The organism is Rhizobium sp. R634, from assembly GCF_002211305.1.
GTDB lineage: Bacteria > Pseudomonadota > Alphaproteobacteria > Rhizobiales > Rhizobiaceae > Rhizobium.
The window spans coordinates 17,370-37,227 of the sequence record NZ_LOKW01000011.1 but is presented as its reverse complement, the minus strand read 5'-3'; the positions used below and the strand labels follow the sequence as shown (position 1 = coordinate 37,227).

16 protein-coding genes and 1 riboswitch are annotated in these 19,858 nt (G+C 63.9%); of the genes, 9 read left to right on the top strand and 7 right to left on the bottom strand.

All coding sequences use genetic code 11. The annotated features are described in order from the left end of the window. Positions 1-99: 99 nt before the first annotated feature. From ATY77_RS13855 to ATY77_RS13840, 4 genes are all read right to left on the bottom strand, one after another. Positions 100-2,484 (bottom strand): phosphoketolase family protein, encoded by a 2,385-nt coding sequence (locus ATY77_RS13855; RefSeq protein WP_088687815.1) that lies wholly within the window; start codon positions 2,482-2,484, stop codon positions 100-102. Positions 2,485-2,554: 70 nt separating this feature from the next. Next, positions 2,555-3,733, bottom strand: coding sequence for an acetate/propionate family kinase (locus ATY77_RS13850; RefSeq protein ID WP_088687814.1), 1,179 nt, complete (start codon positions 3,731-3,733; stop codon positions 2,555-2,557). A gap of 128 nt (positions 3,734-3,861) precedes the next feature. Further along, positions 3,862-5,433 (bottom strand): bifunctional diguanylate cyclase/phosphodiesterase, encoded by a 1,572-nt coding sequence (locus ATY77_RS13845; protein WP_088687813.1) that lies wholly within the window; start codon positions 5,431-5,433, stop codon positions 3,862-3,864. A gap of 491 nt (positions 5,434-5,924) precedes the next feature. After that, positions 5,925-6,473 (bottom strand): histidine phosphatase family protein, encoded by a 549-nt coding sequence (locus ATY77_RS13840; protein ID WP_088687853.1) that lies wholly within the window; start codon positions 6,471-6,473, stop codon positions 5,925-5,927. A gap of 107 nt (positions 6,474-6,580) precedes the next feature. Then, positions 6,581-6,655, top strand: a riboswitch (cobalamin riboswitch). Between the two features lie 50 nt (positions 6,656-6,705). Here ATY77_RS13840 and ATY77_RS13835 point away from each other — a divergent pair. From ATY77_RS13835 to ATY77_RS13825, 3 genes are all read left to right on the top strand, one after another. After that, positions 6,706-6,915 carry a CbtB-domain containing protein gene (locus tag ATY77_RS13835; protein ID WP_088687812.1) on the top strand — a complete coding sequence of 70 codons (210 nt, stop codon included), beginning with the start codon at positions 6,706-6,708 and terminating at the stop codon, positions 6,913-6,915. A gap of 12 nt (positions 6,916-6,927) precedes the next feature. Continuing rightward, the gene (locus ATY77_RS13830) at positions 6,928-7,662 is read left to right on the top strand and encodes a CbtA family protein (RefSeq protein ID WP_088687811.1); all 735 of its coding nucleotides are present in this window, start codon (positions 6,928-6,930) and stop codon (positions 7,660-7,662) included. A 71-nt stretch (positions 7,663-7,733) separates the two neighbouring features. Then, positions 7,734-8,312 carry a hypothetical protein gene (locus tag ATY77_RS13825; RefSeq protein ID WP_245314344.1) on the top strand — a complete coding sequence of 193 codons (579 nt, stop codon included), beginning with the start codon at positions 7,734-7,736 and terminating at the stop codon, positions 8,310-8,312. Here the strand turns inward: ATY77_RS13825 and ATY77_RS13820 are convergent. Next, positions 8,297-8,959: a sulfite oxidase-like oxidoreductase gene (locus tag ATY77_RS13820; RefSeq protein ID WP_088687809.1), complete on the bottom strand. Its 663-nt coding sequence runs from the start codon at positions 8,957-8,959 to the stop codon at positions 8,297-8,299. The genes ATY77_RS13825 and ATY77_RS13820 overlap by 16 nt on opposite strands. A 111-nt stretch (positions 8,960-9,070) precedes the next feature. Here ATY77_RS13820 and ATY77_RS13815 point away from each other — a divergent pair, with 111 nt between their 5' ends. The 6 genes from ATY77_RS13815 (at position 9,071) to ATY77_RS13790 (ending at position 17,030) form a co-directional block, all read left to right on the top strand. Further along, entirely contained in the window at positions 9,071-10,945 is a 1,875-nt protein-coding gene (locus tag ATY77_RS13815; RefSeq protein ID WP_280950740.1) for a sensor histidine kinase, read from the top strand. Continuing rightward, positions 10,942-12,276 carry a sigma-54 dependent transcriptional regulator gene (locus ATY77_RS13810; protein WP_088687808.1) on the top strand — a complete coding sequence of 445 codons (1,335 nt, stop codon included), beginning with the start codon at positions 10,942-10,944 and terminating at the stop codon, positions 12,274-12,276. The genes ATY77_RS13815 and ATY77_RS13810 overlap by 4 nt, the downstream gene beginning before the upstream one ends. 211 nt (positions 12,277-12,487) lie before the next feature. Next, positions 12,488-13,471, top strand: a complete 984-nt coding sequence (locus ATY77_RS13805) for a tripartite tricarboxylate transporter substrate-binding protein (RefSeq protein ID WP_088687807.1) — start codon at positions 12,488-12,490, stop codon at positions 13,469-13,471. Between the two features lie 201 nt (positions 13,472-13,672). Further along, positions 13,673-14,134 (top strand): tripartite tricarboxylate transporter TctB family protein, encoded by a 462-nt coding sequence (locus ATY77_RS13800; RefSeq protein WP_088678020.1) that lies wholly within the window; start codon positions 13,673-13,675, stop codon positions 14,132-14,134. Between the two features lie 112 nt (positions 14,135-14,246). Continuing rightward, the gene (locus tag ATY77_RS13795; RefSeq protein WP_088678021.1) at positions 14,247-15,752 is read left to right on the top strand and encodes a tripartite tricarboxylate transporter permease; all 1,506 of its coding nucleotides are present in this window, start codon (positions 14,247-14,249) and stop codon (positions 15,750-15,752) included. A 108-nt stretch (positions 15,753-15,860) separates the two neighbouring features. Then, entirely contained in the window at positions 15,861-17,030 is a 1,170-nt protein-coding gene (locus ATY77_RS13790) for a M20 aminoacylase family protein (protein WP_088687806.1), read from the top strand. A 120-nt stretch (positions 17,031-17,150) separates the two neighbouring features. Here ATY77_RS13790 and ATY77_RS13785 read toward each other — a convergent pair whose 3' ends face one another. Both ATY77_RS13785 and ATY77_RS13780 read right to left on the bottom strand, forming a co-directional pair. Next, positions 17,151-18,938, bottom strand: a complete 1,788-nt coding sequence (locus tag ATY77_RS13785; protein ID WP_088687805.1) for an adenine deaminase C-terminal domain-containing protein — start codon at positions 18,936-18,938, stop codon at positions 17,151-17,153. Next, entirely contained in the window at positions 18,935-19,855 is a 921-nt protein-coding gene (locus ATY77_RS13780) for a nucleoside hydrolase (RefSeq protein WP_088687804.1), read from the bottom strand. Before ATY77_RS13780 ends, ATY77_RS13785 begins: the two co-directional genes overlap by 4 nt. Positions 19,856-19,858 lie beyond the last annotated feature (3 nt).

Sequence of the window (19,858 nt, the reverse complement as noted above, 5' to 3'; positions counted from 1 at the left end):
AGTTTCTTCGTCGAGACTAAGCTTGCCCGACGCTGCTGAAATAATCAATCCAGCCAAAGCGCGATTGGCCCTTCCGGCGAATTGTGCCTGCTCTTCGGCTCACGGCGCCGGCCACACCCATCCACTCACCTCCGGCATGTCCTCGCCATGTTCCCTGACATAGTCGTGATGCGCGGCAAGCTTGCCGCGGAGGGCTGCGAGGGTTTCACCTGCCTTTTCCTTCAGGCCGGGGACGCGCTCGATGGCTTCGATGGCGAGATGGAAGCGGTCGAGCTGGTTGAGGACGGTCATGTCGAAGGGCGTCGTCGTCGTTCCCTCCTCGATGAAGCCGCGGACGTGGATGTTTTCGTGGTTGGTGCGCTTATAGGTCAGGCGGTGGATGAGATAGGGATAGCCGTGATAGGCGAAGATGACAGGCTTGTCCGATGTGAAGATCGCGTCGAAGGCTTCGTCGGAAAGGCCGTGCGGATGCTGGTCGCTGGATTGCAGCGCCAGCAGGTCGACGACGTTGACGGTGCGGATCTTCAGCTCCGGGATGGCCTTGCGTAAGAGATCGACGGCGGCGAGCGTCTCCATGGTCGGTACGTCGCCGGCGCAGGCCATGACGAGATCGGGTGAGATCGTGTCTTCCTCGTTGCTCGCCCAGTGCCAGATGCCGATTCCGGCTTCGCAATGTTTTACCGCCTCGTCCATCGATAGCCATTGCGGCTCCGGCTGCTTGCCGGCGACGATCACGTTGACGCGGTCGTAGGTGCGCAGGCAATGATCGCCGACCCAGAGCAGGGTGTTGGCGTCCGGCGGCAGGTAGATGCGGACGATATCGGCCTTCTTGTTGGCGACGAGATCGACGAAGCCCGGGTCCTGGTGGCTGAAGCCGTTATGGTCCTGGCGCCAGACATGCGAGGTCAGCAGATAGTTCAGCGATGAGATCGGCTTTCGCCATTCGAGTTCGCGCGTCACCTTCAGCCATTTGGCATGCTGGTTGAACATGGAATCGATGATGTGGATGAAGGCCTCGTAGCAGGAAAAGAGGCCGTGCCGGCCGGTCAGCAGGTAGCCCTCCAGCCAGCCCTGGCAGAGATGCTCGGAGAGCACCTCCATGACGCGTCCGTCGCGGGAGAGTTTGACGTCGTAGGGTTCGATATCCTCCATCCAGACGCGCTCGGTGACTTCGAAGACGCTGCCGAGGCGGTTCGATTCCGTTTCGTCGGGGCCGAAAATGCGGAAGTTGGCAGCCTCCGTGTTGAGCTTCATCGTGTCGCGCAGGTAATGGCCGAGGATCTCCGTCGACTGAGCATTGACGCTGCCGCGTTTACCGATATCGACCGCATAGTCGCGGATATCGGGCACGGCCAATTCCTTGCGCAGCAAGCCGCCATTGGCATGGGGATTGGCGCCCATGCGGCGTTTGCCGGCAGGGGCGAGTGCGCGCAGCTCCGGTTTCAGCCGGCCGTCGAGGCCGAACAGGTCTTCCGGATCATAGCCGCGCATCCAGTCTTCGAGGATCTTGCGATGAGCCTCATTCTCGCGGCAGTTGGAGACCGGCACCTGATGGGCGCGCCAGAAGCCTTCCACCTTCTTGCCGTCGACCTCCTTCGGGCCGGTCCAGCCCTTTGGGCTGCGCAGCACGATCATCGGCCAGTGCGGGCAACCGTCCCCGGCCTCACCGTTACGGGCCTGCCTGCGGATCTCGCCGATGCGGTCGAAGATCCGATCGAGGGTCGAGGCCATCTTCTGATGCATGTCGCGCGGCTCATGGCCTTCGACGAAGAACGGTTCGTAGCCGTAGCCTTCGAAGAGATGCCTGAGGTCGTCATCATTCGCGCGGCCGAGAATCGTGGGGTTGGCGATCTTGTAGCCGTTCAGGTGCAGGATCGGCAGGACGGCGCCGTCGCGGGCGGGGTTCAGGAACTTGTTGGAATGCCAGCTTGCGGCCAGCGGCCCGGTCTCGGCCTCGCCGTCGCCGACGACGCAGGCGACGATGAGGTCGGGATTGTCGAAGGCGGCGCCATAGGCATGGACGAGGGCGTAGCCGAGTTCGCCGCCTTCGTGGATCGATCCGGGCGTTTCCGGCGCCGCATGGCTCGGAATGCCGCCGGGAAAGGAGAATTGCCGGAAGAGCTTGCGCATGCCTTCGGCATCCTCGGAAATATCGGGATAGATTTCGCTGTAGCTGCCTTCGAGATAGGTGTTGGCGACCATGCCCGGGCCGCCGTGGCCCGGGCCGCACATATAGATGACATCGAGATCGCGGGCGCGGATGAGGCGGTTGAGATGCGCATAGATGAAGTTGAGGCCGGGCGTCGTGCCCCAGTGGCCGAGCAGGCGCGGCTTGATGTGCTCCGGTTTCAGCGGCTCGCGCAGCAGCGGATTGGCAAGCAGGTAGATCTGGCCGACCGAGAGATAGTTGGCGGCCCGCCAGTAGCGGTCGATCAGGGCGAGTTCGGCGTCTGTCGGAGCGGCGGTCGAGACATGCTTTTCCATGGATTTCTCCCGTTCGAAACCTGTTCAACATCAATTCTAACGGCCGGCGCCGCGTTGCCGTTGATCTGGATCAGTCGCCGAGGAGAATGGAGAGCGCCTCGTCGGCGATGACCTGCTCCTCATTGGTGGCGATGACATGCACGGCGATGCGGCTTCCCCTCGTGCTGATGGCAAAACCGTTGGCGGCATTGGCCTTTTCGTCGAGTGCCAGGCCGAGCCATGAGAGCCGTTTCGCCACGCCGGCGCGGATCTCCGGCTGATGCTCGCCGACGCCGGCAGTGAAAACGATGGCATCAAGGCCGCCGAGCGTCGCCGCCATGCGGCCGATTTCGCCGGCAATGCGCAGCGTGAAGAGGTCGATCGCTTCCCGCGCCTCCGGGCGTCCGTCCTTCAACAGGTCGCGGGTATCGGCGCTGATGCCGGAAACGCCGAGCAGGCCCGAGCGGTGATAGAGAAGATCCTCAATCTCGCGGAAGGACTGCTTCTTCTCGCCGGCCAGATGCAGGATCACACTGGGATCGAGCCAGCCTGGGCGCGTCGCCATCGGGATGCCGTCGAGCGTCGAAAAGCCCATGCTGCAATCGCGGCTGACGCCTTGGTCGAGTGCGCAGAGGCTGGCGCCGCTGCCGAGATGGGCAACCACTGCCTTTGCCGCATGCGGCGCCCTGCGGCGAAGTTCGCCGGCGATGAATTTATAGGATAGGCCGTGGAAGCCGTACCGCTTGATCCCCTCCTCATGCAGCGCGCGGGGGATGGCGAAGCGGCGAACGAGATCGTGCTGCGTGGCATGGAAGGCCGTGTCGAAGGAAGCCGTCTGCGCAAGATGCGGCTTTAAATGCCGGAGCGCGCGGATGAAGCGCAGCGCCTGCGGCTGGTGCAGGGGTGCGAGCGGGGTCAGGGCTTCGACGGCGTCGATGGCGGCCTCGTCGAGGGCGGCCCGCCCGGTGAAGCGGTCGCCGCCATGGACGACGCGGTGCCCGGCGGCGCGCACGGCGGCAATGTCGAAATGATCGGCGAGAAGGGCGAAGGTCTCGTCGATCACGTCATGCAGATCCTCCGTCGCTTCCGCCTTCAGCGAGGTGTCGAACGTCTGCTCTCCCTTGGTGAGACTGAAGGAGAGCGGCTCGGCGCGAAGATCGATAATGCCCTTGCCGATGCACTGGGCTTCGGCGCTCTCCATCGCGAAGATGCCGATCTTGACAGTGGAGGAGCCGGCGTTGAAGGTCAGCAGGAGGTCGGCCGAGGACATAATCACGGGCTCCGCGCGAGCGTAATGATGACCGAACTTAGTGCCGAGACTTCATACGGAAAGACATTTATTCGTCCGCCGCGCATTTTTGCGCCGGGTGCCGACCCGGCAGGCTTTTGACAAGGGCGTCAGGCCGTGGAGGCCAGATTGGCGCTGCGATCGCTGATGAAGGCACTCGCCTCGGCGGCGGGCATTGCCTTGCCGAACAGATAGCCCTGGCCGATATCGCAGCCGAGCTGCAGCAGGAAGGCGAGCTGGCCGTGATCCTCGACCCCTTCCGCCGTCGTCTTGATGTTGAGGCTCCTGCCGAGGCCGAGCATGGCGCGGACGATCTTTTCCTGCCGCTCGTCTTCGCGGCAGGTGGCGGTGAAGCTTTTGTCGATCTTGATCTTGTCGAAGCGGTAGCGGGCGAGCTGGGCAAGGCTCGAATAGCCCGTGCCGAAATCGTCGAGCGCGATCTGAATGCCGGCCGCGTGCAACTCCTCGAGGACGATGGCGGCGACGGCCGGATCCTGAATCAGCGCGTTTTCGGTGATCTCTATTTCGAGGCGCTGCGGCGGCAGCCGGCTTGCCGAGAGGACCTTGAGGATGCGCGAGGTCAGCAGCCTGTCTTCCATCTGCACCGGCGAGACGTTGAAGGAAAGCATCACATGCTCGGGCCAGGCGAGCGCGTCGCTGCAGGCCTGGGCGAGAAGGTCCTCGAACAGAGCGGTGATCATGCCGGTTTCCTCGGCAATGTCGATGAAAACGGGCGGCGGAATGTTGACACCATCCTCGCCGATCCAGCGGGCGAGCGCCTCGAAGCCGCAGAGCTGGCCTGTCTTGAGATCGATCAGCGGCTGATAGAAGGGCTTGATCGCCTTTTTGGAGATTGCGGCGCGCAGCCTCGTTTCCAGGGCAGCGCGTTCGGCAACCTTGTCCTGCATCGAGGCTTCGAAAACGAGATAGTGGTTGGGTCCGCGCGATTTCGCCTCGTACATGGCGAGGTCGGCGCGGTGAGCGGCATCTTCCAGCGGCTCGCTTCCCTCGGCCCAGCGATCGTAGCCCACGCTGGCGCCGACTTCGACGCCAAAGCCGTCGATATGGATCGGCCGGGTGACCGCCTGGATCAGCAGCCGGGCAAAACGCTCTTCGCGCTGCGCCGTCAGGCCGAAGGCGATGATGATGAATTCGTCGCCGCCGAAGCGATAGACGCAATCGGCATTGCCGAGCGCGCAGATGCGCTTGGCGACCTCGATCAGAAGCACGTCGCCGCCCTTGTGGCCGACGAGATCATTGACCTTCTTGAAGCCGTCGAGATCGACGGAGAAGATGGTGACGTTGCGCGCCCACTCGTCGATCTCGGCTTCTTCGTCCAGGATCGGCCGCGAAAGGATCTTGCGCTCGAAGGCGTAGCGGTTCGGCAGCTTGGTCAGGTGGTCGTGCGTGGCGGTCCAGTCGGCCTTTGTCTGGGCGGTGGCGCGCAGTTCCATTTCCTTGCGCAGGTCGGCGATGCGCAGCACCGAATAGATGAAGCTCATGGCGCCGGCGATGCCGAGGGCCAGAACGAGCTTGTCGGCGCCGTATTTGCTGAAACCGGTCATGAAGGAGACCAGGCCGTCGCCAAGGTGCAACAGCGCGCCGAGGATCCAGAGCGTCACTCCGAGCACCACGACCGACACGCATTGCCTTCCGGCCCTGCTTTGGAAAAACGCCGGCATTATCGCCTTCTCCATCTCCACCCTGCGTCGAACTATCACGAAAGTCTGAAATGTTCGTTGAAACCAGAAGGCGAATTATTGGAGGCAACCGCCTTTTGAGGTCGGCAGCGCTGTCAGGACGGCGTTGCGGCAGTTGTTCAGCGGCGTGGCCAGGCGGGCGATGTCTTGGGATTGAACGCTTGAGCAGCGTTGCTGCAAAGAACGAGGGCGAGCGTGCTGTCGCATCGCTCGCCCTGTCTCGCTTTATCAGGCGGTGACGATCAGCAGCGGAACGCTGACGACCAGACCGACCATAATTATCGTGAACGTCGCGACACGCATCAAGCGCAGGCGCCGCGTACGTTCGCCACTCCAGTCATATGCCATGTCTTCCATCTCCTTGGGACAAGGAAGTAGTCCCGGTCAAACCCGGTTCAATAGAGATGACGCGATTTGCTTGCGTAAGGCTGGATCTTATCAGGGATCGCTAATGCGCTGCTTTTGGGAGGGCTCTAAAGGCGCAGCGACCAGCGTTGTCCGTTGCTGGTCATGCGAATGACGGCGAGCGGCTCGACGTCGATCAGCCAGCAGGAGGAAAGCGGCGCCTGAAGCACGTGTGCGACCGCCGCCCTGATGACGGCTGCATGGCTGATGGCGATCACATGGCCGGCGAGCAGAAATTGCTCATCCATCCAGCCGGCAACACGCCTCTGCAGATCGAAAAAGCTCTCACCGCCGTGCGGGGCGGCTTCCGGATCGCTCATCCAGGCCATCAGATCGTCAGGCTCCTCGGCTCCGATCGCCGTGATCGGCCTGCCTGCCCAGCGGCCGTGGTCGCAATCGCGCAGCGCCTGAGTTGTTTCGGCTTGAAGACGAAGGGCTTTGGCGGTCTGCCGGGCGCGCAAAGCGGGGCTCGTGACGATACGGTCGGCGCGGGGCAGGGCTGCCATCCTGCCGGCTTCCTCGGCTGCCTTGTCTTCCAGCGGTTCGTCGAGCGGGAACAGCGCCTTGCGGCTTGCCGCCGTCGCGCCGTGGCAGATCCAGGTAAGGCGCGTATTCACGATCGTTCTCATCTCCCGGAATGCGGTAGGGACGAGCCTTGCCGGCTCGGTGAAGTTTCGTTGACAGTCTCTCCGGCGAGCAGATATAACCGTGGCGTTGCGGGTTTGGAAGCCGGTGAAAATCCGGCGCGGTCGCGCCACTGTAACCATCGTGTCGACGTTCTTCACGCTGGAAGTCAGACCCTGCCGCACAAGCACTCTTTCGACTGAACGCGTCATTCCGGAGGAATACATGTCTGACACCACTTTCGCGCCCGTCGCGACACCTGCGCCCATCCCCGTCGGCGAAATCCTGCCCTGGGCGATCTTCGGCGGCCTGCTGATGATCATCGCCATCTATTTCGTCGGCACCGAGGAAGGCGCGATGGCGCTATTCAACGGCATGTACGTGCACGAATTCGTGCATGACGGCCGTCACCTCCTCGGCTTTCCCTGCCACTAAGGGAATACTGACATGGTTGGAAATCTTCTGCTTCGCGGCATGCTCGCGGGCCTGATTGCTGGCATTCTCGTTTTCGCCTTCGCCCATGTCTTCAGCGAGCCGCTGGTCGATGCGGCGATCGCCTTCGAGGAGGCGAGCGCGCAGGCGGCCGGCGAAGTTGCCGAGCCCGAAATCGTCAGCCGCGCCACGCAGGCCGGGATCGGCCTTTTCACCGGCGTCATGGCCTATAGCATCGCCGTCGGCGGGCTTTTCTCGCTCGCTTTCGCCTTCGTGCACGGCCGCTTCAGCAGCCTTTCGGCGCGTGGTACTTCGGCCGTCATCGCCATCGCCGCCTTCGTGGCGGTCGTCCTGGTGCCCGGCATCAAATATCCGGCCAACCCGCCGGCGGTCGGCAATCCGGATACGATCGGCGTCAGGACCGAGCTGTTCTTCCTGATGATCGTCGTCTCGCTCGCCTCGCTGATCGCGGCGGTCGCGCTTTCGCGCCGCCTTGCCGAGCGTTTCGGCCTCTGGAACGGTGCGATCGTCGCCGGCATCGCCTATCTCGTTTTCATCGGCCTCGTGCTCTATCTGCTGCCGCCGATCAACGAGGTGCCGGAGAATTTCTCGGCCATGGTGCTGTGGCGTTTCCGCACGACATCGCTCGGCATGCACGCGATCCTTTGGGCGACGCTCGGTCTTGCCTTCGGGGTGCTGGCGGAAAAGCGCCTTGCCGCCAAAGGCGGGCTGCGGCCGGCATTTCGGTGATCGGTCCTATCGGTAGGCTTGCTGCATTCCCGCCCTCGGGCTCGACCCGAGGGCCGGTGCTCGGCGCGGGCTTGCTGCTCTTCATTGCCGGAGATTGCCTTGCCCATGGCCGCAGCGCCGGGGGCAGCGATGCCGGCCTCGATATCCCGGAGATTTCCCATGGCGAGATGGCGGTGATTTCCGACTATCGCCGTGGGATCATCGCCCTCGCATCGCAGGCGGTCGATACCAATGAGCCGTTCCGCCGCATCCTAAACTATGCCGAGATCCAATATTCCTATTGCCTCTGGGGCAGGATGCCGGGCAGCGTGACGGATGAGGAAAGCCCCTTCAACGAATGCGCCCATGCCTATCTCGCGGCGACGAAAGCCGTGCTGATGGCGATGCGGGACATGCCGCGGGAGGCGCAGGTTGCGGGCGAAATCATCTCCGCCGTCGATGCCGATATGGTGGGCCGCGGGCTTACGCTCATCACTTGCCGGTTCAGCGGCGAGACTTTCAACACCGCCGACATTATCAAGCCACGCTGGAGCCAGGTACCGCTTCATTTCGCCAGCATGGCGTCGCTGACGGCGCTCGCCGCCTTGTTCGGTCTGGGGGTTTTTGCCCTTCGCCGTTTCCTCCGGCCAAAGGTTCAATCGTCGGAATAGCGCTGCTCGCGCCACGGATCGCCATACATGTGGTAGCCGTTCTTTTCCCAGAAGCCGGCCTCGTCGGCAGCCAGGATCTCGATGCGGCGCAGCCATTTGGCGCTTTTCCAGAAATAGAGATGCGGCACGACGAGACGCATCGGCCCGCCGTGATCTGATGTCAGCGGCAAGCCTTCCCATGACGTTGCGAGAATGGCGTCTTCGGCGGCGAAATCGGAAAGCGGCAGATTGGTGGTATAGCCGTCATAACTCGTCAGCATGACGTAAGCCGCTTCCGGTTTCGGCATGGCGCGGTCGAGCAGATCCCGCGTCGAAACGCCTTTCCAGTTGTTGTCGTAGCGCGACCATGTGGTGACGCAGTGGATGTCGCTGACCCTGGTGCTCTGCTCGATCGCCTGGAAATCGGCCCAGGTGAGGGTGAGGGTCGTTTCGACGAGGCCGCGCACCTCAAGCCGCCAGCTGTCTGTGGAGATGATCGGCTGCTGGCCGAGATCGAGCACCGGCCAGTTCTTGACGAGGTGCTGGCCGGGCGGCAGGCGCTCGGCTTCGGGACGGCTGATGCGGCCGGTGAGGAACTTGCCCTCCGCCGCCCAGCGGCGCTTGGAACTGGTGAGCTTGCTGTCGGCAGGCGTCTGGTCGTCGCTCATGCGCGGATCTCCTTGCGGCGCCGCAATAGGACACTCGCTCCGCCGGCTGTCAAGTTTCGCCAGGCCCTTGGAAATACCCGTCGGCCTCATTAGACTGAGCCCCAGTCGGGCATGCCTTGCTGGGGAGCGGAGGCTGGAAGGGAGGAGCCGGATCTGTCTTCGAGATTTCGTGCAATCGCGGCGCTGCTGACGGTGCCGATCGTCATTTTCGCCTTCTTCACCTATGGAAGCGCGATTGCGACGCGCGCCTATATGGAAGAGGCTTCGGCGCAGGCGGGAACGGCGCTGCGGCTTGCCGTTTCGGCGCTGAGCGGCCACCTCAGCCGCTATGAGGCGCTGCCGGCGCTGATCGCCGATCACGACGATATCAAGGAACTGGTCAGCGCGCCTGACGACATGGCGCTGCGCGATGCGGCCAATCTCTATCTCAAGGAGATCAACGGCCTGTTGAAATCCTCCGACATCTATGTGGTGAAGCCGGACGGCGAGACGATCGCGGCGAGCAATTACGACGGGCCGGCCAGTTTCGTCGGGCAGAATTTCAACTACAGGCCCTATTTCCAGGAGGCGATCGAGGGCCGGCAGGCTCGGTTTTACGCCCTCGGCACCACGTCGCTGAAACGCGGCTATTATTTCTCGGCGCCGATCAGGGTCGGCGCGGATGTCCGCGGCGTCATCGTCTTCAAGGTCGATATCGACATGATCGAGTCCTCCTGGAGCGGCGGGGAATACAAGATCTTCGTCTCCGATCCCGAGGGCATCATCTTCATGTCCGGCAGCCCGGAATGGCTCTACGGCGCGATCCTGCCATTGACGGCCGATCGTGTCGCCCGCACGGAAGCGTCGCGGCGCTATGCCAATGCCAGGCTGACGGCGCTGCCGGTGACGCGTCATCGCTTCGAGCAGCATGATCTGATGACGCTCGCAAGCGACCGGAGCGCGAGCGAATATCTGGTGCTGTCGCATTACATGCCGGCCGAGGACTGGACGGTGAACGTGCTAATGGAGACGAGTTCCATCCGCGCCCAGGCGCGCACCGCTCTTGTCGCCGTCTTTCTCATCCTCTGCATCGCCGCGCTTGCCGTTGCGGTCGTTCGCCAGCGGCGGGCGCGGCTCGCCGAGCGCATGCAGATGCAGGCCGAAGCACAGGGCGAACTGGAGCGGCGGGTGGAGGAGCGCACCGCCGATCTCGCCCGCGTCAACAGCCGCATCGAAGAGGAGATCGCCGAGCGGCGGCTGACCGAGCAGCAGCTTCGCCAGACGCAGGCCGATCTCATCCAGGCCGGCAAGCTTGCCGGGCTCGGGCAGATGTCGGCTGCCCTTTCCCACGAGTTCAACCAGCCGCTCGCCGCCGCCAAGACCTATACGGACAGCGCTTCCGTGCTGATCGACCGCGGCCGGACCGAGGAGGCGCGGGACAATATCCGGCGGATCGGCGGGCTGATCGACCGCATGGCCTCGATCAGCCGGCACCTGCGCAATTTCGCCCGCAAGCCGAACGAGAAGCTCGGCCCGGTTCCTCTAGACGAGGCAATGCGCGACACGCTCGAAATTATCGCCTGGCGGCTGAAGGCGGCCGACGCCGAGCTTCGGCTTGATCTCGGGCCGCGGCCGCCGGTCGTGCGCGCCGGCTCGGTGCGCCTGCAGCAGGTGCTGGTGAATGTGATTTCGAATGCTGCCGATGCGGTGGAGGGGCTGGACGACAGACGCATCGAGATTTCCGCCTTGGAGGAGGCCGGCAAGGTGGTGCTGACGGTGCGCGACCATGGCCCGGGCGTGCCGGCGGCGATCGCTGAGCGCATCTTCGATCCCTTCTTCACGACCAAGGGCGTCGGCAAGGGGCTCGGCCTCGGGCTTTCGATCTCCTACAACATCGTCAAGGATTTCGGCGGCAGCCTGACGGCCGCCAATCATCCCGAAGGAGGGGCGGTGTTCCGCATCGAGCTGCAGTCGGCGGCAGGGCTGATGCCGGAGGCGGCGGAATGAACGATGCGAAGATCCTGCTGGTTGACGACGAGGAGGAGTTGCGCCGCTCGACAGCGCAGGCGCTGGAGCTTTCCGGCTTCAGCGTCGAGACCTTTTCGAACGGCGATCATGTGCTGGAACTGATCGGCTACAGCTTTCCCGGTGTCGTCGTCAGCGATATCCGCATGCCCGGCATGGACGGAATGACGCTGATGCAGAAGATCCGCGAGATCGATCAGGAGGTGCCTGTCATCCTCGTCACCGGCCACGGCGACGTGCAGCTTGCGGTCAAGGCGATGCGCGAAGGCGCTTATGATTTCATCGAGAAGCCGTTCACGCCCGAAATGCTCGCAGGCGTCATCCGCCGGGCGATGGAGCGACGCGGCCTCGTGCTCGAAAACCGCTTGCTGAAAGCGGTCGCCGGCAAACGCGACGACATCGAGGCGCGGCTGCCGGGGCGTACGCAGGTGATGGTGGATCTGCGCTACCGCATCCGCGCGATCGGCGCGAGCGATGCCGATACGCTCATCGTCGGCGAGACCGGGGCGGGCAAGGAGGTTGTCGCCCGCGCGCTTCACGATATCAGCGCCCGGGCGAGCCGGCCGTTTATCGCGATCAACTGCGCGGCGCTGCCGGCGAACCTGATCGAGAGCGAGCTTTTCGGCCACGAGCCCGGCGCCTTTCCGGGCGCAGTCAGGCCGCGCTACGGAAAATTCGAGCATGGACGCGGCGGCACCATTCTGCTCGATGAGATCGGCTCCATGCCCTTCGACCTTCAGGCGAAGTTTCTGCGGGTGCTGCAGGAGCGGGTGATCTCCCGCCTCGGGTCGAACGAGATCGTGCCGCTCGACGTGCGTTTCATCGCGACGAGCAAGGTGAATCTGGAGGCGGAAGTGGCGGCGGGCCGCTTCCGCGCCGATCTTTTCTACCGGTTGAACGTGGCGACGCTGCACGTGCCGTCGCTGTCGCAGCGGCGGGCGGATATTCCACTGCTTTTCCTGCAGCTGGTGCGGGAAGCGGCGGCCCGCTACGGCCGCGACGAGGTGGCCGTGCCGCCGGAGGTGATCTCCGACATCACGCAGCGCGACTGGCCCGGTAATGTGCGCGAAGTCAGGAATGCCGCCGACCGTCTGGTTCTCGGCCTCGACAATGGCGGGCGGCAGGCCGAGGAGGCGACCGGGCTTGCAGAGCGCGTCGCCGAATTCGAGCGCGGGATCATCGCCAGCGCGCTGGTCGCGCATGGCGGCAGCCTCAGGCCGGTCTATGAATCGCTCGGCATCTCCCGAAAGACCCTCTACGAAAAGATGCAGAAATATGGCCTCGACAAGCGGATGTTGATCACGGAGGGTTAGTCGCAGCGGCCAGCTTGCCGCGATGGGTGGAAATCCACCCATCGCATTGGTCGTTTGTTTCCGAATCGACCCATGCTGCATCGCACTGTCGCAGAATCGTCCCTCAAACGCGCTGGCGATGATTGCGGGTTGGGTTTTCCCGGCGGCAAATAGGTCAACCCCGGCGCGGAGGATGTGCCGGCGGGCTCGCTATTTCATCAGGGAGGAAACGATGAAAATCCTGAAGGCCATGCTCGGCCTGACCGCGGCTGCCGCGGTCTCTCTTCTCGCCGGCGTCGCTTCGGCGCAGACCTATCCCGAACGCATCATCACCATGGTCGTGCCCTTTGCGGCCGGCGGCCCGACCGACACCGTCGCGCGCCTTGTCGCCGAATCGATGTCGAAGGATCTTGGTCAGCAGATCGTCGTTGAAAATGTCGGCGGCGCCGGCGGCACGCTCGGCGCCGGCCGCGTGGCGAGCGCCGATCCCGACGGCTACACCATCCTGCTGCATCATATCGGCATGGCGACCAGCGCCACGCTTTACCGCAAGCTCGCCTACGATACGCTCGGCGCCTTCGACTATGTCGGCCTCGTCACCGAGGTGCCGATGACGATCGTCGCCCGCAAGGATTTCGAGCCGACCGACCTCAAGGGCCTGATCGAATACGTCAAGGCCAACAAGGACAAGGTGACGGTCGCCAATGCCGGCATCGGTGCCGCCTCGCATCTTTGCGGCATGATGTTCATGAGCGCCATCCAGACCCCGCTCACCACCGTCCCGTACAAGGGCACCGGCCCTGCGATGACGGATCTGCTCGGCGGCCAGGTCGATATCATGTGCGACCAGACCACCAACACGACGAAGCAGATTACCGGTGGCACGATCAAGGCCTATGCCGTGACCTCGCCCAAGCGTCTCGACGTGATGAAGGACATTCCGACAGCGGTCGAAGCTGGCCTGCCGGGCTTCGAAGTCGGTATCTGGCACGGCATCTATACGCCGAAGGGTACGCCGGCCGAGATCAACGAACGCCTGTCGAAGTCGCTGCAGGTCGCGCTGAAGGATCCGAATGTCGGCGCCCGCTTCGCCGAACTCGGCACGGCGCCTTCCTCTGACGCGGATGCAACGCCGGCTGCGCTCAAGGCCAAGCTCGAAAGCGAGATCACCCGCTGGAAGCCGGTGATCGAGGCTGCCGGGGAATATGCGGACTAGTGAGGGATGTGCCAGGAATAACCCCTCACCCTAACCCTCTCCCCGCATGCGGGGAGAGGGGACTTGCCCGCGAATAGCGGGGCAAAGGCGAGAGGCCGCGGCGGATCCCCTTCTTCTCGCTGGCGGGGAGAAGGTGGCGACAGGCGGATGAGGGAGAATCGCGGCAGTAACGACGCTCCATCTCCAACTGCAGGAGACACCATGAAATCCATCAGTTTCGATACCACCAATGCGATCTGCGGCGCGCTTTTCGTCGCGACCGGCGCTTTCTTCGCCTTCCAGTCGCTGGGGCTCGACCTCGGCACGACATTGCGCATGGGGCCTGGTTATTTTCCGTTGTTGCTTTCCGTCGTGCTGGTGCTGCTCGGCGCGATCATCTTCATTCAGGCGCTGCGCGTCGAGGGTGAGCCGATCGATCCGTTCGCCTGGCGCGGCATGCTCTTCATCCTGCCGGCTCCCGTGTTCTTCGGGCTGACGGTGCGGGGGCTCGGATTTGCGCCGGCGCTGTTCTTCACCGCCTTCATCGCCTGTTTTGCGTCGCGCAAGATGAATGTGGTGTTTGCGCTCATCCTGTCGCTGCTGCTGACGCTCTTTTCGGTCGCTGTCTTCAGCTACGGGCTCGGGCTGCCGTTCGAGCGCTTCGGCCCCTGGGTCCGGTTCTAAAGCACGTCGCGATCTTTCAGATCGCTTCCCGCGCTTTAGGTCTTTATTTTCTCGCATGTCGTTACCGCAAAACCACTGCACACCTTTGCGCGACATGCTTTAGGAGGCTACGGTGGATCTCTTCAGCAATCTCGCGCTCGGCTTTGCCACGGCGGCGACACTCCACAATCTTTTCTTCTGCCTCATCGGCGTCCTGCTCGGCACGCTGATCGGCGTCTTGCCCGGTATCGGCGCGACGGCGACGATCGCCATGCTTCTGCCGATCACCTTCCAGCTCGAGCCGGTCTCCTCGCTCATCATGCTTGCCGGCATTTACTACGGCGCCCAGTACGGCGGCTCGACAACGGCGATCCTCATCAACATGCCGGGTGAATCCTCTTCCGCCGTTACCGCAATCGATGGCTACCAGATGGCGCGCAAGGGCAGGGCCGGGGCGGCGCTTGCGATCGCGGCGCTCGGCTCGTTCTTCGCCGGCACGGTCTCGACCTTCCTCGTGGCGATCTTCGCACCGCCGCTTACCGACATCGCGCTGCAATTCGGTGCGGCGGAATATTTCTCGCTGATGATCGTCGGCCTCGTCTCCTCGATCGCGCTTGCCCATGGCTCGGTCGTCAAGGCGCTGGCGATGGTGGCGCTGGGGCTGCTGCTCGGCCTCGTCGGCACCGATATTTATACCGGCACGCCGCGCTTCACGCTCGGCATCCGCGAATATGCCGACGGGCTGAACTTCGTGGCGCTCGCCGTCGGCGTCTTCGGGGTGGCGGAAATCCTGCGCAACCTCGAAGGCGAGTCGACCCGCACGGTGCTGATGGCCAAGGTATCCGGCCTTTTGCCCTCACGCCAGGAATTCAAGGAGATGATCGCCCCGGTCATTCGCGGCACGGCGATTGGTTCGGCACTCGGCATCCTGCCGGGCGGCGGCGCGATCCTTGCCTCCTTCGCCTCCTATACGGTGGAAAAACGCCTGTCGAAGACGCCGGAGGAATTCGGCAAAGGTGCAGTCGCCGGTGTGGCGGGGCCGGAATCGGCCAACAATGCCGGCGCCCAAACCTCGTTCATTCCGCTGCTGACGCTCGGCATTCCGGCCAATCCCGTCATGGCGCTTATGATCGGCGCGATGATCATTCAGGGCATCGTGCCGGGGCCGAATGTCGCGACCGAGCAGCCGGCGTTGTTCTGGGGCATCATCGCCTCGATGTGGATCGGCAATCTGATGCTCGTCATCCTCAACCTGCCACTGATCGGGCTCTGGGTGAAGCTGCTGACAGTTCCCTATTACGTACTCTTCCCCATCATCATGGCCTTCTGCTCGATCGGGGTCTACAGCGTCAATTCGAACGTCTACGACCTCTATGCCGTCGCCTTCTTCGGCCTCATCGGCTACGTGCTGGCAAAGCTGCGCTGCGAACCGGCGCCGCTGCTGCTCGGCTTCGTGCTCGGGCCGCTGCTGGAGGAGAACCTGAGACGCGCCATGATCCTGTCGCGCGGCGACCCGACCACCTTCGTCACGCGGCCGATCAGCGCCACGCTTCTGGCGATCGCGCTCGCCGTACTCATCGTCGTCTTCCTGCCGAGCGTCAGGAAGAAGCGCGAAGAGGTGTTCGTCGAAGAGGCCTGAGGGCTTGAAGTCACAGTCTGTTTGATGAACAAGGAATAATCTGACGCGGGCGCCGGTTGGGCGCCCGTTTCGCATGAAGAGATATCCAGGCCCCAGGAGCATTGCCCGATGAGCATTCCCGCCCGGATCAAGGACGATCTGCCGTTCCTCACCACCTTGCGCCGCGATCTGCACGCGCATCCCGAGCTCGGTTTCGAGGAGGAGCGCACCGCCGGCATCGTCGTAAGCCTTCTTGAGGAGGCTGGTATCGCCGTGCATCGCGGGCTTGCCGGCACCGGCGTGGTCGGCACGCTGCAGATCGGCAATGGCACGCGCAGGATCGGGCTCAGAGCCGACATGGATGCGCTCGCCATGCCTGAAATGGCCGAGCGACCCTATAAGTCGACGGTGCCGGGAAAGATGCATGCCTGTGGCCATGACGGGCACACGGCAATGCTGCTCGGCGCGGCGCGGCATCTGGCGGCGACGCGGAATTTTTCCGGCACGGTGCATTTCATTTTCCAGCCGGCGGAAGAGGGGCGCGGCGGGGCAAAGCGCATGGTCGAGGAAGGGCTGTTTAAGCTTTTCCCCTGCGATGCCGTTTATGGCCTGCACAATATGCCAGGGCTCGCAATCGATGAGATCGCCGTGGTCGAAGGCCCCCAGCTTGCCTCTTCCGACAGTTGGCGCGTCACCTTTCGCGGCGTCGGCACCCACGGCGCCAAGCCGCATCTCGGTCGTGATCCGATCACGGCAGCTGGTACCTTTCTGTCATCGCTGCAGACGATCGTCGGGCGCGTGGTCGATCCGCTGCAGCCGGCCGTCGTCAGCGCCTGCTTCCTGCAGGCGGGCGATGCTAAGGCGCTGAATGTCATTCCCGATATCGTGGAGATCGGCGGGACGGCGCGGGCCTATTCGCCCGAGGTGCGCGATCAGCTGGAGGCCGAGATCGGCAGGCTGGCGAGCGGAACGGCCGCGATGTACGGCATTTCAGCCGACTACCGTTTCGAGCGGCGCATTCCGCCTGTCATCAATGACGGGGACGCGACGACACGGGCGCTTGCCGCTGCCGGCACGGTATTCGGGGAGAAGGTGCGGACGAGTTTTCCGCCGTCGACGGCAGGCGACGATTTTGCCTTCTTCGCGCAGAATGCGCCGGGCTGTTATGTCTGGCTCGGCAATGGGCCGGCGGTGGACGGGGCGCTGCATCACAATACGGCTTATGATTTCAATGATGAAGTGCTCGGATATGGGGCGGCCTATTGGGTGGCGTTGGTGGAGCGGGAGTTGAAGGGTTAACTGGCGTTTGCGGCCCCCTCATCCGCCCTACGGGCACCTTCTCCCCGTTGGAGAGAAGGAGATTCGAGACCTCGCAGCACGTCTCTTCTCCCCGGCACCATCCTCGCTATTTCACCAAGCCTACAAAACCTCCAGCACCGGGCTTTTCAGCACCTTTCCCGTCACCACATCGGCAATCCCTCTGTCCGTCTGGTGCGGGCCGGCATTGCAGGCGAGTGTTGCGCCAAAGCAGGCCTTGAAGACGCGGTAGGGCGGTTTCCAGTCGACGATCTTGTCCATGGCCTTGCGGATCTCGGCGAAGGCCAAGGCGGTGTCCTGCAGCGAGGCGTCGGTCACCAGGCCGGAGAGCGGCAGCGGCAGGATCGCTTCGATCCGGCCGTCTTTCGCGACCGCCATGCCGCCGCCGGCTGATGTGACGGCGTTGGCGGCGAGCGCCATGTCGCGGGCATTGCCGCCGAAGACGGTGAGGTTGTGGCTGTCATGCGAGACGGTCGTGCAGAAGGCGCCGCGCCATTCGCCCCAGCCGGTGAGGAAGCCGATGCGTGGGGTACCATCGGCCTTGCCGTGGCGGTGGGCGACGGCGATCATGGCGCTGCCGGCCGGCGGCACGACGAAGCCGTCCCGGATTTCTGTTTCTGCTTCGCCCCATCGGGTGAAGCGCGGGCGGTCGATGGTGGCGACGCGGACGCGCTCGCCCTTCGCGGGCACGCGAAAATTGTTCTCGGTCAGCGTCGACAGCTTGACGGAATGGGTGAGCGGCGCCGTATGGAGCGGTTGAACGGCCGCTTCCATGCCGCCGTTGCGGGCGACGATGCGGCCGCTTGAGATGACCAGCCGCGCCCGGAATTCCTCGAGGTCTTCGAAGAGCACGAGATCGGCACGGCGGCCGGCGGCGACAAGGCCGAGATCGGAACGCTTCAGCCGCTGTGCGGCGTTGAAGGTCGCGGCGCGGATCGCCCACTCCGGCTTCATGCCGTAGCGCACCAGCCGTCTGATGACGTCGTCGAGGCCGCCGCTTTCGTGGAGTTCATCTGGAAAGACGTCGTCGGTGCAGAGCGTGACGGTGGGCGGCAGGTGGCCGAGACCGTTCAGCACCTCGACGAATTCCTGAAGCAGATGGTCGTGCGAGCCGCGCAGCTCGATCGTCAGGCCGGCGGCAAGCTTGGCGGCGAAATCGGCGCCGGAGGTGAGTTCGTGGTCGGAGGTGACGCCGGCCGCCATGAAGGCGTTGAGATCGGCGCCCTCAAGGCCGCGGGCATGGCCGCAGACGAGCTTGCCGGAGGCAAGGCCGGCATTGACGATGGCGCTCATGCGGGGATCGCCGTCGATGACGCCGCGCATGTTCATGACTTCGGCAACGCCGCCGACGGCCGAAGAGCGCAGCATCTCGGCGACAACAGACGCATCGAAGTCGGCGCCGGCAAGCTCCAGGCCCGGTGCAGACGGCACGCAGGAGGGAGCGAGCAGGATCATGCGCAGCGGCAGGACGCGCGCGGCCTCGATCGCCCAGCGCACGCCGTCGAGGCCATGGACATTGCCGAATTCATGCGGATCCCAGACGACCGTGGTGACACCGCGCGGCAGCACGGCGCTCGCATATTCGGCCGGCGTCACCATCGAGCTTTCGACATGCATGTGTGTGTCGATCACCCCCGGCGTCACGATGCTGTCTGCCGCATCGACGATCTCGACGGCATCCGTGCGGCTTGCCGGGGCATGGATGCTGGCGACGAGCGCGCCGACGAGGCCGATGTCGGCTTCTCGGATCAAACCCGTCACCGCATCGAGCAGCCGGCCGCCGGTGAGGAGCATATCGAATGGGGCATCGCCGCGGGCGGCGGCAACGGCCCGGGCGCGCAATTCGGGATCGTTGAGATCGAAAGGTTCTTGACGAGCGATGGCGTTCATCTGCGGGCCTCATTGATCAGGGCGGCGAGAATGATGGTACGCGCCTTCCCGACGTCGATATCGGCGGCGAATTGGGCGTTGAAGGTCGCATGCGTGGCGCGGACCTCGACGACGGTGCGGCCTCGGGTGAGGGCGCCCTGAAGTTCGACGTCGATGCGCGCGGGGCGGAAGCTGACGACGGCTGGATCGATGAAGGCGACGGCGGCCGAGGGATCGTAGATCGCCATTCCAGGGCGGCCGCGGCTGGTGCCGATATTGACATAACCGGCGAACATATCGGCGATCAGTTCGGCATTATTGCCGCCGGCATTGCGCACCGGCTCGGCATCTTCGGGCCGCGCCAGCACCTTGCGGCAGAGGTCTAGATCGACCATGCGCAGCGGCAGGTCATGGGCGATGACGATTGCCAGCGCCTCGGGATCGGCGAGTGCGTTGAACTCGGCAGAGGCCGTGTGGTTGCCTGATGTGACGCCGCCGCCCATCCAGACGAGGTCGGTGATGCGGGCTGCAAGATCGGGGCGGGCGAGCGCTACGGCGGCGATATTGGTGAGTGGGCCAAGCGCCAGGATGCGGTGGGGTCCGTCGTCTTCGAGCCAGCGGCAGAGCGCGGTGAAGGCATCGCTTTCAACAAGGGTGGCCGCCTTCGGCAGGGTCTTGCCGATGGTTGGAATGCCGCTTTCGCCGAGGATCGCCTGGGCGGTTTCGAGCTTGCCGAGAACGGGCATGGCGCGGCCCGTATGAATGGGAAATGTCCAGCCGAAAGCGCTGGCGGCGCCGGCGGCGTTCAGCCTCACCTGCGGCAGCGGCGCATTGCCGAAAACCAGGGAGACGCCGTCGATCACATATTCCGACTGCGCCACCACCAGAATGGCGGCGATATCGTCGAAGCCCATATCAGTGTCGATCCACACACCCACGAT